The organism is Kitasatospora sp. NPDC030952, from assembly GCF_055571335.1.
The window spans coordinates 318,341-333,280 of record NZ_JBVIFM010000003.1; the positions used below are offsets into that span (position 1 = coordinate 318,341).

Below are 14,940 nucleotides of genomic sequence, written 5' to 3' on the forward strand. Positions count from 1 at the left end.
AGTTACAGAAGCTGCGCCCCGTCGCGCTGGGCGGAGCAGCTGCGGCGGAAGGAGCAGCGGTCGCAGCCGCCGCCGGTCTGCGGGACGAAGCGTTCGGCGAGGACCTTGCCGGCGGCCTTGGCGAGCAGGTCCTCGATCCACGGGTCGCCCTCGGGCGGTTCCTGGCGCTGCACCTTGGGGGCGTCCGGGTCGGCCTTGGCGGCGGCCTCGCGCAGGTGGACGAGTTCGGCGCCGCCGGTGGCCGGGGGGTGTTCGGTGAAGCCGGGCAGCTCGTTGAGGGCGCCGGCCCGGACGGCGAGCTGGTAGACGGCGAGCTGCTTGTGCTCGGGCATGGACTTGTCGGTGGGGATCTGCTTGCCGGTCTTGAAGTCGACCACGTAGGCGCGACCGGCCCGGTCCTTCTCGACCCGGTCCATGGAGCCGCGGATGCGCACCGAGACGCCGCCGACGTCGAGGGTGACGTCGAAGCCGTGCTCGGTGGCGACCAGGTCGCGGCCGCGTTCCAGGACGTGCCAGTTGAGGAAGCGCTCCAGGGCGGCGCGGGCCTCGGTCTTCTCCTGGTGGGACTTCCAGGGGGCGTCGAAGGCGAGGGCGTCCCAGACGGTATCCAGGCGGGCCATCAGGACGGCGAGGTCGGCGGGGGTGCGGCCGGAGCCGACCTCGTCGGCGAGGGCGTGCACCACGTTGCCGAAGCCCTGGGCGGCGCTGCCGGCGCCGCGGGCCTTGACCTCCTTGTCCAGGAACCACTGCAGCGAGCAGTTCTCCAGCTGTTCCAGGCCGCTGCCGGACAGCCGTACGGGCGCGTCGGCGCTGCGCAGCGGCTCGGGGGCGGTGGTGGCGTCGTCCAGGCCCCACCAGCGGTCGGGGTGGGCGGCGGGCACCAGCGGCAGCCCGTCCTCGTCGGAGGCGGCGGCGAGGACGGCGAGGCGTTCGGCGGCGGCGCGGCGCAGTTCGGGCGAGCGGGCGGGGTCGACGGTGACGGCGCGCAGTTCGGCGACCAGGGCGGCCACCGACAGCGGGCGGCGCGGGCGGTGGGTGACGTCCTCGACGGTGACCGGCGGGGTGCGGCGCACCACCTTGCCGGTCCTGGGGTCGACGTCCTCGCGGTAGAGCTCGCGCAGGAAGCGGGAGGGTTCGTCGCCGTCGTCGGCGGGCGCCTTGACGGCGGTGACGATCAGCCGTTCCTTGGCGCGGGTGGCGGCGACGTAGAAGAGCCGGCGTTCCTCGCCGAGCAGGGCGGCCGGGGAGAGCGGTTCGGCGAGGCCGTCGCGGCCGATCCGGTCGGCCTCCAGCAGGGAGCCGCGGCGGCGCAGGTCGGGCCAGAGGCCGTCCTGGACGCCGGCGACGACGACCACGCGCCACTCCAGGCCCTTGGAGCGGTGGGCGGTCATCAGCCGTACGGCCTCGGGGCGGACGGTGCGGACGGTGAGGGTGTCGGCGGCGATGTCCTGGGCTTCGAGTTCGGCGAGCAGGTCGAGGGCGCTGCGGTGGCCGGTGACCTGTTCCTCGGCGCGGGCGGCGGTCTCGAACAGGGCGCACAGCGCGTCCAGGTCGCGGTCGGCGTTGCGGCCGGCGGCGCCGCCGCGCAGGGCGGCCCGTTCCAGGCGTTCGCGCCAGCGGCGGCTGCCGTCCCAGAGTTCCCACAGGGCGTCCTCGGCGGTGCAGCCGCCGGCCAGCAGTTCGCGGACCTTGCGCAGCAGGGTGCCGAGGTCGCGGGCGCGGCGGGCGGTGGCCGGGTCGAGGGCGATCAGCCGCTCGGGTTCGGCGAGGGCCTCGCGGATCAGCTCGCCGGCCGGGCGGGGGGCGGCGGCGGGCCGGCCGTCGGCGCGCAGCGCGGCGCGTTCCTCCTCGCGCAGGGCGCGGCCGAGCCGGCGCAGGTCGGAGCCGTCGAGGCCGCCGAGCGGGCCGGTGAGCAGGGTGTGGGCCAGGTCGGTGGTGAGCGGGTCGGGGGTGTCCGGGCCGGGGGTGTCGAGGAGGACCTGCTTGTCGCGGGCGGCCTGCTCGGCGCAGACCCGCAGGGCGAGCAGCAGCTGGGCGACGGCGGGTTCCTCGCGCAGCGGCAGGTCGTCGCCGTCGATCTCCAGCGGGACGCCGGCCGCGCCGAGCGCCCGCCGCACGCCGGGGATGGAGCGGGCACCGGCCCGTACGAGCACGGCCATCTCGCCCCAGGGCACGCCGTCCTCCAGGTGGGCGCGGCGCAGCAGGTCGGCGATCGAGTCGAGCTCGGCGCCGGGGGTGGGGTAGGTGTACACCTCGACCCGGCCGCCCTCGCGGGAGGGCAGCAGGGCGCGGTGCTGGGCGAGTTTGTCGGCGGGCAGCCGGCCCATCGGCATCCGGCGGGCGAGTTCGCGGGAGGCGGCGAGCAGGACGGCGCCGGAGCGGCGGGAGACCCGCAGCACCTTGACCTCGGCGGGGGTGCCGTCGGCGCGGCGGAAGGCCTGGGGGAAGTCGAGGATGCCGTTGATGTCGGCGCCGCGGAAGGCGTAGATCGACTGGTCGGGGTCGCCGACGGCGACGAGGTCGCGGCCGCCGCCGGCGAGCTGGCGCAGCAGCCGGACCTGGGCGGGGTCGGTGTCCTGGTACTCGTCGACGAAGACGACCTCGTAGCGGCGGCGCAGTTCCTCGCCGACCTCGGGGCGTTCGGCGAGCAGCACGGCGCGGTGGACGAGTTCGGCGTAGTCGAGGACGCCGCGCAGGTCGAGCACGTCGAGGTAGTCGGCGAGGAAGTGGGCGGCGGCGGCCCAGTCGGGGCGCTGGACGCCCTGGGCGAAGCGTTCGAGTTCGGCCTCGCCGAGGCCGAGTTCGCGGCTGCGGGCGAGGACGGCGCGGACTTCGTCGGCGAAGCCGCGGGTGGTCAGGCAGGCGCGCAGGTCGAGCGGCCAGGCGATCCGGCTCAGGCCGAGTTTGGCGTCCTCGGCGCCGCCGGCCAGCAGTTCGCGGACCATGACGTCCTGTTCGGGGCCGGAGAGCAGCCGCAGCGGCTCGGCGTAGTCCTCCGGGTCCTGGTGGGCGCGCAGCAGGGCGTAGCAGAAGGAGTGGAAGGTGGTGGCCTGCGGGGCGGCGGCGGTGCCGCCGAGCCGGCCGGACATCCGGTCGCGCAGTTCCACGGCGGCCTTGCGGCTGAAGGTGAGGACGAGGATCCGCTCGGGGTCGGTGCCGTCCTGGATCCGCCGGGCGACCGCCTCGACCAGGGTGGTGGTCTTGCCGGTGCCCGGTCCGGCGAGGACGAGCAGCGGGCCGCCGGTGTGCTCGACCACGGCGCGCTGGTAGGCGTCCAGCGCGGGCGGGTCGGGCTGGGCGAGCGGGCTGCGCACGAGCCGGTAGGGGGAACTCACGAACGTCCTGGGGTTGTGCGGAGGGGCATGGCCGGGGTGGCCCGCGGAGGGCCCGCCCGCATCGAGCCTACGATCCTGCCCCGTCAATCCCGTCCGCGCGGACGGTTCGGTGGAATCTCCTCGCCGTCCCAGCGGGCCCGTCTGAGGTCGACCCGGGGCGGGTCGGCGAGTTCGCGCAGCGGGGTGCCCTCCTCGCCGTAGTGGGCGAGGGCGCGGTGCTCGTGGCCGGGCAGGAAGCGGCCGTCCGCGCGGATCACCCGCCACCAGGGCACCGAGCCGCCGTACAGGGCCATCACCCGGCCGACCTGGCGGGGGCCGCCCTGGCCGAGGTACTCGGCGACGTCGCCGTAGGTCATCACCCGGCCGGGTGGAATCCGCTCGGTCAGGTCGAGCACGAGTTCGGCGAACGGTGGTAGGGCGTCCGGGACGCCGTCGTCTGTTACGTCCGTCACCTGCGGCATTCTTCCTTACAGGGACGCGCGCGAAGCCCCGTACGAACGACCCGCCGCGCCCGATCCGGCCCCTGTCCAGCACGGGGGGTCGGGGCATGCCACCATCTTCGGGGCGGTGAGTGGTGATACGAGGACAAGACCAGATGACCGGGACGGCTGACGTGGGCGTGGACAGGGACTCCGACGAGTCCGGCTCTGCCGTGCCCCCGGCGCCCGGTGACGAGTCCGAAGGGCGGCCCGGAAGCGGGCCGACGCCGGAAGTCTCCCTGATCAAGGACCTGACGATCAAGACCCCCACGCCCGAGAAGTCTCCGGAGACGTCCCCGGAGACGTCCCCCGAGCCGGCCCCCGCGGCCGTGCCGGAGCCGCCCGCCCCGGCGCCGCCGGCCCCGCGGACCGAGTACCACGACCCGCTGGACGACGCCCCGCACCTGGACGTCGACGAGCCGCTGCTCGCCGCCCGCGCGCACCGCCCGTCCGACCTGATCCGCTTCCTGGCCGGCGTCTTCGGGATAGTCGCCGTCTTCGTCCTGGCCGGCATCGCCACCTCGACCACCACCGGCATCGAGCAGGACATCGCCACCAACGCGCCGCACTTCTCCGCGGTGCTCTCCACCATCACCGGCCTGGTCTCCAGCGTCGCGGTGCTGGCGGTGCCGCTGGCCTTCGCCGTCGAGCGGCTGATCAAACGCGACGGCCTGCGGGTCGCCGACGGCGTGCTCGCCTCGGTGCTCGCGTACGGCGTCTCGCTGGGCATCGACTGGTGGGTGGCCGAGGGCGCCTCCGAGCACATCCGGGACGCCCTGACCCGGCTGCCGATGGACAGCAACGGCACCCTCACCGACCCGGTGCACGGCTACCTCGCCCCGGTGATCGCCTACATGACCGCCGTCGGCATGTCGAGCAGACCGCGCTGGCGGGTGGCCCTGTGGGTGGTGGTGGTCTTCAGCGGGATCACCGAGCTGCTCGGCGGCTACACCACCCCGCTGTCGCTGATGCTCACCGTGCTGATCGGCTGGTCCGTCGCCTACGGCACGCTGTACGCGATCGGCTCGCCCAACATCCGGCCCACCGGCCAGCACCTGATGATCGGCCTGCGCAAGGTCGGCTTCACCCCGGACGGCGCCCACCGCGCCCCGGACGCCCCCGGCGGCACCCGCCGCTACTACGTCACCCAGCAGGACGGCCCGCCGCTGGACGTCCACATCATCGACCGCGAGCAGCAGGCCTCCGGCTTCTTCTACCGCGCCTGGCGCCGGCTGCGGCTGCGCTCGGTGGCCGTGCGCCGCAGCCCCCAGTCGCTGCGCCAGGCGCTGGAGCAGGAGGCCCTGATCGCGTACGCGGCGGCCGCCTCGGGCGCCCGGGCGCCGCAGCTGGTGGCCACCTCCGAGCTGGGCCCGGACGCCGCGATCCTGGTGTACGAGAACGTCGAGGGCCGAACGCTCGACGAGCTCGCCGACGAGGAGGTCACCGACCGGGTGATGGCCTCGCTGTGGCAGTCGGTGGCCGCCCTGCACGAGCGCCGGATCGCCCACCGCCGGCTGACCGGCGAGTCGCTGCTGGTGGTGGACGACGCCACCGCCTGCCTGGTCAACCTGTCCGGCGGCGACATCGCCGCCACCGACCTGACCCTGCGCATCGACGTCGCCCAGCTGCTCACCACCTTCGCCCTGCGGATCGGCCCCGAGCGGGCCGTCGCCACCGCCAACGCGGTGCTCGGCGCGGACCGGGTCGCCCAGGCGCTGCCGCTGCTCCAGCCGGTCGGGATGAGCCGCTCCACCCGGGTCGACCTCGCCAAGCTCACCAAGGAGCGCAAGGCCGCCGCCCGGGCCAGGGCCCTGGAGCAGGTCGCGGCCGGCGAGCGCACCCAGGAGCAGGCCGAGGAGGACATCGCGGTGGCCGGCGAGGACCTGCTCAGCCGCATCCGCGGCCAGATCCTGCAGATCGCCCCCGAGGCGCCGATGGAGCCGGCCAAGCTGGAACGGCTGAAGCCGAAGAGCCTGATCATGGTGATCGCGCTCACCTTCGCCGCCTACCTGGCGCTGACCACCATCAAGCCCGCCCAGCTCAAGCTCTCCCAGATGAACTGGGCCTGGGCGGCGGCGGCCCTGCTGGCGGCCGCGTTCAGCTACGTCGCCGCCGCGATGAGCCTGACCGGCTTCGTCCCCGAGCGGCTGCCGTTCCGGCGCACCGTCGCGGCCCAGCTGGCCGGCTCCTTCGTGAAGCTGGTCGCCCCCGCCGCGATCGGCGGCATCGCGCTCAACACCCGCTACCTGCAGAAGGCCGGCATCCGCCCCGGCCAGGCGGTCGCCTCGGTCGGCGCCTCCCAACTCGCGGGCCTGGCCGGGCACCTGCTGCTGCTGTTCAGCTTCGGCCTGATCACCGGCAGCCAGACCAACGGCGACCTCTCCGCCTCCCGGGCGGTGATCATCGGGGTGCTGACCGCCGCGGTGCTCGCCCTGGTGGTGGCCGCGGTCGCGCCGCTGCGCCGCTTCGTGCTGGGCCGGCTGCGCTCGCTGTTCTTCGGCGTGGTGCCGCGGATGCTCGACCTGATGCAGACGCCCAGCAAGCTGGTCACCGGCTTCGGCGGCATCCTGCTGCTGACCCTCTCCTTCACCGCCTGCCTGGACTTCTCGGTGCAGGCCTTCGGCGGCGACGTCAGCTTCTCGGCCGTCGCGGTGGTCTTCCTGACCGCCAACGCGGCCGGCTCGGCGATCCCCACCCCCGGCGGCATCGGCCCGGTCGAGGTGGCCCTGATCGGCGCGCTGACCGTCGCGGACGTCTCCCCCTCGGTCGCCACCCCGGCGGTGTTCCTCTACCGGGCGCTGACCTTCTGGCTGCCGGTGCTGCCGGGCTGGATCGCCTACAACGTGCTGCAGCGCAGGCAGGCGCTCTGAGAGGACGTACGGTCCGAGCGCACGTACGAGGCCCGAGGGCACGTACGGTCCGAGGGCACGTACGGGGAGGGCCCCACCGCGCTCGTCCGCGGTGGGGCCCTCCCCGTACGTCCCGACGGTCTAGTAGACCGGCTTGTGCGGCTCGATCTGGTTCACCCAGCCGAGCACCCCGCCGCCCAGGTGGACGGCGTTGGCGAAGCCCGCGGCCTTGACCACGGCCAGCACCTCGGCCGAGCGCACGCCCGACTTGCAGTGCAGCACGATCTTCCGGTCCTGCGGGAGCTTCTCCAGGGCGTCGCCCATGAGGAACTCGTTCTTCGGGATCAGCACCGCGCCGGGGATGTTGACGATCTCGTACTCACCGGGCTCGCGGACGTCGATGAGGTAGATGTCCTCCTCGTCGTCCTGCCACTGCTTGAGCTGCTTGGAGGTGATGGTCGACCCGGCCGCGGCGGCCTGCGCCTCCTCCGACACGACGCCGCAGAAGGCCTCGTAGTCGATCAGCTCGGTGACCGTCGGGTTCTCCCCGCAGACGGCGCAGTTCGGGTCCTTGCGGACCTTCACCTGGCGGTAGTTCATCTCCAGGGCGTCGTAGATCATCAGCCGGCCGACCAGCGGGTCCCCGATGCCGGCCAGCAGCTTGATCGCCTCGTTGACCTGGATCGAGCCGATGGACGCGCACAGCACGCCCAGCACGCCGCCCTCGGCGCAGGACGGGACCATGCCCGGCGGCGGGGCCTCCGGGTAGAGGCAGCGGTAGCAGGGGCCGTGCTCGGCCCAGAAGACGCTGGCCTGGCCGTCGAAGCGGTAGATCGAGCCCCACACGTACGGCTTGCCGAGCAGCACCGCGGCGTCGTTCACCAGGTAGCGGGTGGCGAAGTTGTCGGTGCCGTCCACGATCAGGTCGTAGCCGGAGAAGATCTCCATCACGTTGGAGTTGTCGAGGCGCTCCTCGTGCAGGACCACGTCGACGTAGGGGTTGATCTCCTTGACCGAGTCGCGCGCCGACTCCGCCTTGGAGCGGCCGATGTCGGCCTGGCCGTGGATGATCTGGCGCTGCAGGTTCGACTCGTCGACCACGTCGAACTCGACGATGCCCAGCGTGCCGACCCCGGCCGCGGCGAGGTACATCAGCGCGGGCGAGCCGAGGCCGCCGGCGCCGACGCACAGCACCTTGGCGTTCTTCAGCCGCTTCTGCCCGGCCATCCCGACGTCCGGGATGATCAGGTGGCGGGAGTACCTGCGGACCTCGTCAACGGTGAGCTCGTCGGCCGGTTCGACCAGGGGTGGCAACGACACGGGGACTCCGATGGGTGTCTTCTTCAGGCGGCCAGGGCCAGCCTCGGACGGGGTTGTTGCACCGCCACTCAGGTGGCTCTCTAGGCCAACAGTGTCACGCCCCGCCGGTATTCCGAGACAGCTCGTCCGGTGGGCGAGACGGCCCGCGCCGGATCGTGGAACCGCCCATCGGGCCCCCGGAAGCCCCCCGGGCCCGTGATCGCGGGCCCGGGGCGCCCCCGCGCCCGACTCACACCCGGCAGGCCGTCTCCAGCCAGACGTCCCCGAGCGACTCCTCCAGCGGCACCTGTGTCCGCCAGCCGAGACGGTCACGGGCGGTGCGCACGTCCGCCTGCCGCCACGGCACCGGCTCGCCCGGGGCGGGCCGGCCCTCCGGCCGGTGGCCCTCCGCGCGGTGGCCGGGCAGGTGGTGGCCGGGCAGGTGGTCGCCGCCCGGCCCGCCGACCTGCGCGGGCAGCAGGACCGGCCGGTTCTCCTCCACGATCGCCCCCTCGAAGCCCGAGGCCCGGACCAGCAGCTGGGCCGCGTCCCGGGCCCGTACGGCGTGCCCGCTGCCGACGTTGATCACCCCGGTGGCGGCCGAGACCGCGGCCGCCTGGATCGCCCGGGCGACGTCCCGCACGTCCACGAAATCCCGGTATCCGGACAGGTCCGGCATCCGCACCTGGTTCTCGTCCCGCTCCAGCGCCCGCCGCAGGCCCTCGGCCAGGCGCCCGAACAGCGAGGCGGTCGGCGCCCCCGGGCCCACCACGTCGAACACCCGCAGCACCGCCGCGTCCAGCCCGGAGGCCAGCACCAGCTCCGTCCCGGCCAGCTTGGACACCCCGTACGGGCCGACCGGCCGCGGCTCGGCCTGCTCGGACACCGGCACCCCGCCGGGCACCGGCCCGTACTCGGCGGCCGAGCCGACGTGCACCAGCCGGGCCGGCTCCCGGCTGCGCCGGATCGCCTCGCAGACCGTCGCGACGGCCAGCGTGTTCGACCGGATCAGGGTCCGCGAGCTGCCGTAGGTGGCGCCCGCGCAGTTGATCACCACCTGCGGCGCGACCGCGTCCAGGAAGCGGGCCAGCGCGCCCGGACTCCCGGTGGTCAGGTCGAAGCGGATGTCGGCCGAGTCGCGCCGGCCGAGCACCGTCACCTGCAACTCCTGGTCCATCAGCAGACGATCGGTCACCCGGCGGCCGATGAAGCCGTCGGCGCCCAGCAGCAGCACCCTCATCGGGGGCGTCCTTCCACGAAGCGAGGTCGGGGACGACCTGGCGGACTGAAAACAGCGAGAACAGCGAACGAGATCTGACAGGTGTTCATCGAGCGGAGGTTCATCGGGGGGCATCGGGCGGTCCACGGCCGGGTGGGGTTCGCCGGGCCGGGCTCAGCGGTGCGAGCCGGCCCGGCCGAGCACCGCCCCGCCGTGGACCGCCAGCACCGCCGCTACCGCGCCGCCGCCCAGCAGGACGGCCGACGGCCAGGGACGGCCCAGGGCGAGCAGCACCGCCGTGGCGGCGGGCCCGGCCACCGCGCCCAGCGCGGCGACCGTGGCCCGGCCACACCGGGCCAGCAGCGCGGGCAGCACCAGCAGCAGGCCCAGCACGCCCTGCGCGGCCCACGCGGCGGGGCCGGCCCGCTCGGCGGCCAGGTGCAGCAGCCCGCCGCCGTGGCCGGGCCCGGGGCGCGGCGCGACGACCGCCAGGACGGCCAGCGCCGCGTAGGTCAGCACCCCGAGCACCGCCAGGTGCAGCGCGACCGCGACCGGCAGCACCGGCCGCATCCGGGCCCGGAACCCGGCCAGCGTGCGGGCCGCCCCGAGGTGGCCCCGGCCGACCTGCCGGTACCAGCGGGCCGCCCGCTCGGCCGAGCCCGCCGAGACCCCGGCGGCCAGCACCAGCGCGGCGGCCAGCGGCCGGTCCCCGCCCGGCGCCGCCAGCGGGAGCAGCAGCAGCGCGGCCAGGCCCAGCCCCTGCCCGAGGGCGGCCGGGCGCAGCCCGGAGCCCGTCGGCCGGGTCGGTGTACGGGCCGGGCCGAGCGCCGCCGGGCGAGCCGGTCCGCCCGGCGGCGGGCCGGGCTCGGCCGGGGCCGGGGCGGTCAGGGCGGGCATCAGCACCAGCGGTACGGCGGCGGGCAGCAGCACCGGCCACCGGGCGCCGAGCGCCACCACCCCGGCGCAGGGCAGCGCGGCCAGGGCGGCGGCGGTCAGCGCCGCCCGGGCGGCGGCCCCGCACTGCCGGGGCCCGGGCGGCTCCGGGGCCGGCGGCCGGCGGGGCACCCGGGCGTACAGCTCCTCGGCCAGCGAGAACAGGTCGGCGTGCCGGCAGCGGGCGGCGGCGTCCGGGCCGTAGCCGGCCTCCTCCAGCCCGGCGGCGATCTCCAGCGGGTCGACGGCGCGCTCGCACAGCTCCCGGTGCTCGGCCATCACCTCGCGCACCGGATCGGCGCTCGGGCCGGGCCGAGCGCCGGTCCGCGGGCCGCCGGCGCCCGCCCGGGGTGCGGGCCCCGCCTCCGCGCGGCCGGGGGTCCGCGGCTGGGCCGGGCCGGTCATCAGACGGCCTCCGCGAGGGCCGGCCCGGCCGGTCTCGCCGGATCGGGGCGGCCCGCGGCCGGGGCGTCGGCGAGCACCGGGAGCGCGGCGAGGTGGCGCGGGCCCGGAGTGACGGCCTCGGCGGCCTCGCCCCGCCCTTCGCGCTCCTGCCCCTCCCGCCCCTCGCGCTCGTCCCGCTCGCCGCGCGGGCCGTCGCTGAGCCAGTACTCGGCGGGGCGGGCGAACGGGCGCGGCGCCCGGCCGTCCTCGTCGGCGCCGCCGCCGACGGGGAAGGCCGGGTACTGCGAGACCAGCTCCAGGTAGATCTCCCGGAAGGCACCGATCACCGGCTCGACGGCGAAGCGTTCCTGCGCCCGCAGCCGCCCCGCCAGGCCCAGCCGGGAGCGCCGTTCCTCGTCGCGCAGCAGCGCCAGGCAGGCCCCGGCCAGCGCGCCCGGGTCGCGGGCGGGCACCAGCAGCCCGGTCGGGCCGAGCACCTCGCGGGCCACCCCGACGTCGGTGGACACCACGGCCCGGCCGCTGAGCATGGCGTCGGCGAGCAGCCGGGGGCTGCGCTGGGAGAGCGCGGAGAAGACCGCCACCGTGCCGCCCTGCCAGGCCTCGGCGAGCGAGCCGGGCCGCCCGGCGAAGTCCACCGCCGCGGCCACCCCGAGCCGCTCGGCGACCGCCGCGCAGTGCGCCAGGTAGCCGGGGGCCGCCTCCTCGCCGTGCACCACCAGCCGGGCCGCGGGCAGTTCGGTGCGGACCCGGGCGAAGGCGTGCAGCATCAGTTCGGTGTCCCGCCCCGGCTCCAGCGCTCCCGCCCAGACCAGGGTGGGCCGCCGCGGTTCCGGCCCGGCGGCCGGGCGGTCCACCGCCGGGGTGCCCTCGTACACCACCCGGGTGCGCGCCGGATCGGCCCCGCAGCGGCGCTGCCACTGCTGGTCGTGGGCGCTGCCCGGGGTGAGTATCGCGGCCTGCCGGTAGGTCTCCTCGGTGAGCGCCCGGAAGTAGGACAGCAGCAGCGCCCGGACCGGCCACCGGTAGGGCGCCCGGTGACTCGCTCGCCGCTCGCCCTCCTCGCCCGCCATCGGGCTGGAGGGGCCCACGCTCTCGGCACCGGCGCGCCCTTCGGCTCGGGGCGCGCAGCCGAGGTACTGCTCGCGCAGGTGCAGCCCGTGCTCGGTGACCACGAACGGCACGCCGTGCAGCTGCCGGGCGACCAGGGCGGGCAGCGCGGCCGGGCCGCCGCCGACCACGTGGCACAGGTCGGCGCCGCCGAGGCCGCCCGACCCGGTGCCGTACCAGGGCGCGGACAGCGGGCGCAGGCACTGCTCCAGCAGGTCCGCGGCGACCAGGACGTCGCACACCAGCGGCTGTCCGGCCGAGGTGTCCGCGCCGGGCAGCCGCCAGGTCCGTTCCAGCACCCGGCGGGCGTGGGCGGAGGCGAGGAAGGCGGGCAGGGTGCCCGCGGCCTCCCGGGCCAGCGCCGCCAGCCGGTACAGCCCGGCCCCGAAGCCGGCCCGCTCCCCCGGCATCACCAGCGCCCGCACCAGCTCCTCGTACGCCCGGGCGTACTGGCGTCTGCGCAGCGCCCCGGGCGCCCGGCCGCGCGGGCGGCGCCCCCACAGCGCCAGGTCGCGGGCGCCGTGCCAGGCGGGCGAGAGCCGGGCGGCGGCGCCGGGGCCGTCCGGGCCGGTGAGCAGGTACAGCTCGAACTCGTGCTCCGGCAGGCCCTCGGCCAGCCGGTCGCACCACGGGTCGGCGCCACGGTCGGGATGCGGGCGGGCACCCTCGGTGAGCAGGGCGACGCGCACGGGAGACCTCCTAGGGTTGCTGCCCCTCCCAGGGGCGACCGGAGCCGCGGGGCCGTACGCCGGGACCCTTGCTGTCGCTTGTCACCCACCCAGTGGTCCGGTGTCTGCGGCTCTCCCCCACACCTGTTCGGTCCGGCAGCAGAACGGTAGGACCGGCTTCCGGCCGCCCATCGGTCACATGCCTGGCTGCCACCTGAACGAGTGAACCCCCGTGACCTCGGCCCGGACCGGGCCGTTGGCGCGCGCTATACGCCGCAGCCCCCGCCCGCGGACGGGTGGGGGCTGCGGCGGTGGGCCGGACGGACCCCAGGTCCTGTCCGGCCGATCTTGGCCCGGCAAGCTCGGCCGGACAGGGCCTAGCGGGCGGCGGCCGCGATCAGCTCGCGCACGGCCCGGGCGACCGCGTCGGGGTGCTCCATCATCGCCACGTGCCCGGACTCCGGCAGCACCAGCAGCCGGGCGTCGGCGAAGGCCGCGCAGGCCCGGCGGGCCGAGCGGTAGCCGACCAGCTTGTCGCGCAGCCCGTACACCAGCAGCACCGGCGCCGCCACCCGCTCGGCCTGCCGCCACAGCGCCTGGTCGCCGCGCTCGGTGTACGCGGAGACGATGCCGCGGGCCGAGCCGACCAGCGCCGGCATCGCGTGCGGCAGCTCCAGCCGGTACCGGTACTCGGCCACCGCCGCGGCCCGGGCGGCCGGGCTCAGAGCGGCCGGGTCGCCGTAGACCAGGCGCAGCAGGTCCTCGGTGGCGGCCTCGGCGTCCCGTCGGCCGGCCGGCAGCCGGCGCAGCAGGGCGGGCAGGCCGGGCACGGCGAGCAGGCCGGTGGGCCAGGCGGAGCGCTGCGGGGGCAGTTCGGGCAGGGCGGGCGAGACCAGGGTGAGGCTGCGGACGAGGTCGGGGCGCAGGGCGGCGAGCCGGACGGCGACGGCGCCGCCGAGCGAGTTGCCGAAGAGGTGGACGGGGCCGCGGCCGGCGGCCTCCAGGTAGCCGATGACGGCGCGGACGTGGCCGGAGAGGCTGAGGTTGCCGTCGGCGGGCGGGCCGGAGCGGCCGAAGCCGGGCAGGTCGACGGCCTCGCCGTCGACGAGGCCGGAGAGCCGGTCCATCAGGTCGTTCCAGTTGCCGGCCGAGCCGCCCAGGCCGTGCACGAAGAGCCCGGGCTCGCGCCCGTCGGTGCCGGTTTCCCCGCCGGGCCGGTGCACCGCGAGCACCGCGCCGGGGACCTGGACCGTACGTACCTGCTGCTCAGCGCTGCTCATGGTGGACGATGGTAGTGAGCCCCGGCCGGGGGCGGCGGGGGTGGTCCGGCCGTCCGATCCCTCGTCACACCACTGCCGACGCCGAGGTCAGCGCCGTATTGTGGGCTCCTGACAAGGGGGCGGGCAGCTTTTCTCGCGTTCGCCGAGGGCCGACGCGGTTACCGAAAAGTAGAATCGGCCCTCTTGCCAGCCCCGATCAACCCCGAAGTGAGGAGCGCCGTGACGGCCATCCAGGAGGCGCAGGAGCGCCCGCGCGGTGCCCGCCTGCCGCGAAGCGCCCGCCGTGAACAACTGCTCGGTGCCGCCCAGGAGGTGTTCGTCGCGCAGGGCTACCACGCGGCCGCCATGGACGACATCGCCGACCGCGCCGGGGTGAGCAAGCCGGTGCTCTACCAGCACTTCCCCGGGAAGCTGGACCTCTACCTGGCGCTGCTGGACAAGCACTGCGACGCCCTGGTCGAGTCGACCCGCGAGGCGCTGGGCACCACCACCGACAACAAGCTGCGGGTGGCCGCGACGATGGAGGCGTACTTCAACTACGTCTCCAGCGAGTCCGGTGCCTTCCGGCTGGTCTTCGAGTCGGACCTGACCAATGAGCCGGCCGTGCGCGAGCGGGTGGAGCGGGCCTCCGAGGCGAGCGCGACGCTGGTCAGCAAGGTGATCCAGGAGGACACCGACCTGCCGGAGGCGGAGTCCAAGCTGCTGGCCGCCGGGGTCTGCGGCCTGGCCCAGATCACCGCCCGGTACTGGCTGTCGCAGGGGCTGGAGATCCCGCGCGACGAGGCGGTGCGGCTGGTCGCCAGCCTGGCCTGGCGGGGCCTGAAGGGCTTCCCGATGCACCCGGGCGACCTCGCGACCTGAGACGGGCCCCAGGGTTCCGCTCAGCGCTGACGATCCACTGAGCTTCGCCTGAGCGGTGATCGGGTGCTCTATGGTGAAGCCGTACGGCGTGGTCGCCGCGGTCGCTTGTCCCAGGCGCTCCGGTGGCCGCGCGTGGAGGCTGCAACCCCGGAGGGACGGAAGCCGTGGAGGTCAAGATCGGCGTGCAGAACGCGCCCCGCGAGATCGTGATCGAGAGCTCGCAGACTGCCGATGAGGTCGAGAGCGCGGTCGCGAAGGCGCTGGAGGGCTCCACCAAGCTCTTCTCGCTCACCGACGAGCACGGCCGCCGCGTCATCGTCCCGGCCGAGCGCCTGGCGTACGTGGAGATCGGCGAGCAGGCCGCCCGCAAGGTCGGTTTCGGCACCACCTGAGGCGCCGCCCGCAGAGGGTCCGACCGGTGCCCCGCTCCCACCCGGGAGCGGGGCACCGTCGCGTGTACGGCCTGGTCGGCCTGGGTACGGCGACAGGAGCGGCGCCGGTGCCG

At 75.6% G+C, this 14,940-nt stretch carries 10 protein-coding genes; 3 read left to right on the top strand and 7 right to left on the bottom strand.

Features of this window, described 5'->3' with window-relative positions:
• Positions 1-2 precede the first annotated feature (2 nt).
• Both ACZ47G_RS09020 and ACZ47G_RS09025 read right to left on the bottom strand, forming a co-directional pair.
• Positions 3-3,335 carry an ATP-dependent helicase gene (locus ACZ47G_RS09020; RefSeq protein WP_465740769.1) on the bottom strand — a complete coding sequence of 1,111 codons (3,333 nt, stop codon included), beginning with the start codon at positions 3,333-3,335 and terminating at the stop codon, positions 3-5.
• 83 nt (positions 3,336-3,418) lie between these two features.
• Positions 3,419-3,796, bottom strand: coding sequence for an MGMT family protein (locus ACZ47G_RS09025; RefSeq protein ID WP_465740770.1), 378 nt, complete (start codon positions 3,794-3,796; stop codon positions 3,419-3,421).
• A gap of 134 nt (positions 3,797-3,930) precedes the next feature.
• Here ACZ47G_RS09025 and ACZ47G_RS09030 point away from each other — a divergent pair, with 134 nt between their 5' ends.
• The gene (locus tag ACZ47G_RS09030) at positions 3,931-6,684 is read left to right on the top strand and encodes a flippase-like domain-containing protein (protein WP_465740771.1); all 2,754 of its coding nucleotides are present in this window, start codon (positions 3,931-3,933) and stop codon (positions 6,682-6,684) included.
• 120 nt (positions 6,685-6,804) lie between these two features.
• On the opposite strand, the gene moeZ is transcribed toward ACZ47G_RS09030, so the two are convergent.
• The 5 genes from moeZ to ACZ47G_RS09055 all read right to left on the bottom strand — a co-directional run bounded on the left by moeZ (position 6,805) and on the right by ACZ47G_RS09055 (position 13,574).
• Positions 6,805-7,983 (bottom strand): adenylyltransferase/sulfurtransferase MoeZ, encoded by a 1,179-nt coding sequence (moeZ, locus tag ACZ47G_RS09035; RefSeq protein ID WP_380463498.1) that lies wholly within the window; start codon positions 7,981-7,983, stop codon positions 6,805-6,807.
• Positions 7,984-8,212: 229 nt separating this feature from the next.
• Entirely contained in the window at positions 8,213-9,202 is a 990-nt protein-coding gene (locus ACZ47G_RS09040; RefSeq protein ID WP_465740772.1) for an NAD-dependent epimerase/dehydratase family protein, read from the bottom strand.
• Between the two features lie 153 nt (positions 9,203-9,355).
• Positions 9,356-10,519: a hypothetical protein gene (locus ACZ47G_RS09045; RefSeq protein ID WP_465740773.1), complete on the bottom strand. Its 1,164-nt coding sequence runs from the start codon at positions 10,517-10,519 to the stop codon at positions 9,356-9,358.
• Positions 10,519-12,315 carry a DUF3492 domain-containing protein gene (locus ACZ47G_RS09050; RefSeq protein ID WP_465740774.1) on the bottom strand — a complete coding sequence of 599 codons (1,797 nt, stop codon included), beginning with the start codon at positions 12,313-12,315 and terminating at the stop codon, positions 10,519-10,521. Before ACZ47G_RS09050 ends, ACZ47G_RS09045 begins: the two co-directional genes overlap by 1 nt.
• Positions 12,316-12,671: 356 nt before the next feature.
• A complete protein-coding gene (locus tag ACZ47G_RS09055; protein WP_465740775.1) occupies positions 12,672-13,574 on the bottom strand; it encodes an alpha/beta fold hydrolase in 903 nt (300 codons plus the stop codon).
• A 219-nt stretch (positions 13,575-13,793) separates the two neighbouring features.
• On the opposite strand from ACZ47G_RS09055, the gene ACZ47G_RS09060 reads away from it, so the two are divergent.
• Positions 13,794-14,435, top strand: a complete 642-nt coding sequence (locus tag ACZ47G_RS09060; protein WP_380463488.1) for a TetR/AcrR family transcriptional regulator — start codon at positions 13,794-13,796, stop codon at positions 14,433-14,435.
• A gap of 164 nt (positions 14,436-14,599) precedes the next feature.
• The gene (locus ACZ47G_RS09065; protein ID WP_350506147.1) at positions 14,600-14,827 is read left to right on the top strand and encodes a DUF3107 domain-containing protein; all 228 of its coding nucleotides are present in this window, start codon (positions 14,600-14,602) and stop codon (positions 14,825-14,827) included.
• Positions 14,828-14,940: the final 113 nt, after the last annotated feature.

Bases quoted from the DNA above. Each gene is read 5' to 3' on its own strand.
- ACZ47G_RS09025 (WP_465740770.1), bottom strand. From the start codon at position 3,796: ATGCCGCAGGTGACGGACGTAACAGACGACGGCGTCCCGGACGCCCTA.
- ACZ47G_RS09030 (WP_465740771.1), top strand. From the start codon at position 3,931: ATGACCGGGACGGCTGACGTGGGCGTGGACAGGGACTCCGACGAGTCC.
- ACZ47G_RS09040 (WP_465740772.1), bottom strand. From the start codon at position 9,202: ATGAGGGTGCTGCTGCTGGGCGCCGACGGCTTCATCGGCCGCCGGGTG.
- ACZ47G_RS09045 (WP_465740773.1), bottom strand. From the start codon at position 10,519: ATGACCGGCCCGGCCCAGCCGCGGACCCCCGGCCGCGCGGAGGCGGGG.
- ACZ47G_RS09055 (WP_465740775.1), bottom strand. From the start codon at position 13,574: ATGAGCAGCGCTGAGCAGCAGGTACGTACGGTCCAGGTCCCCGGCGCG.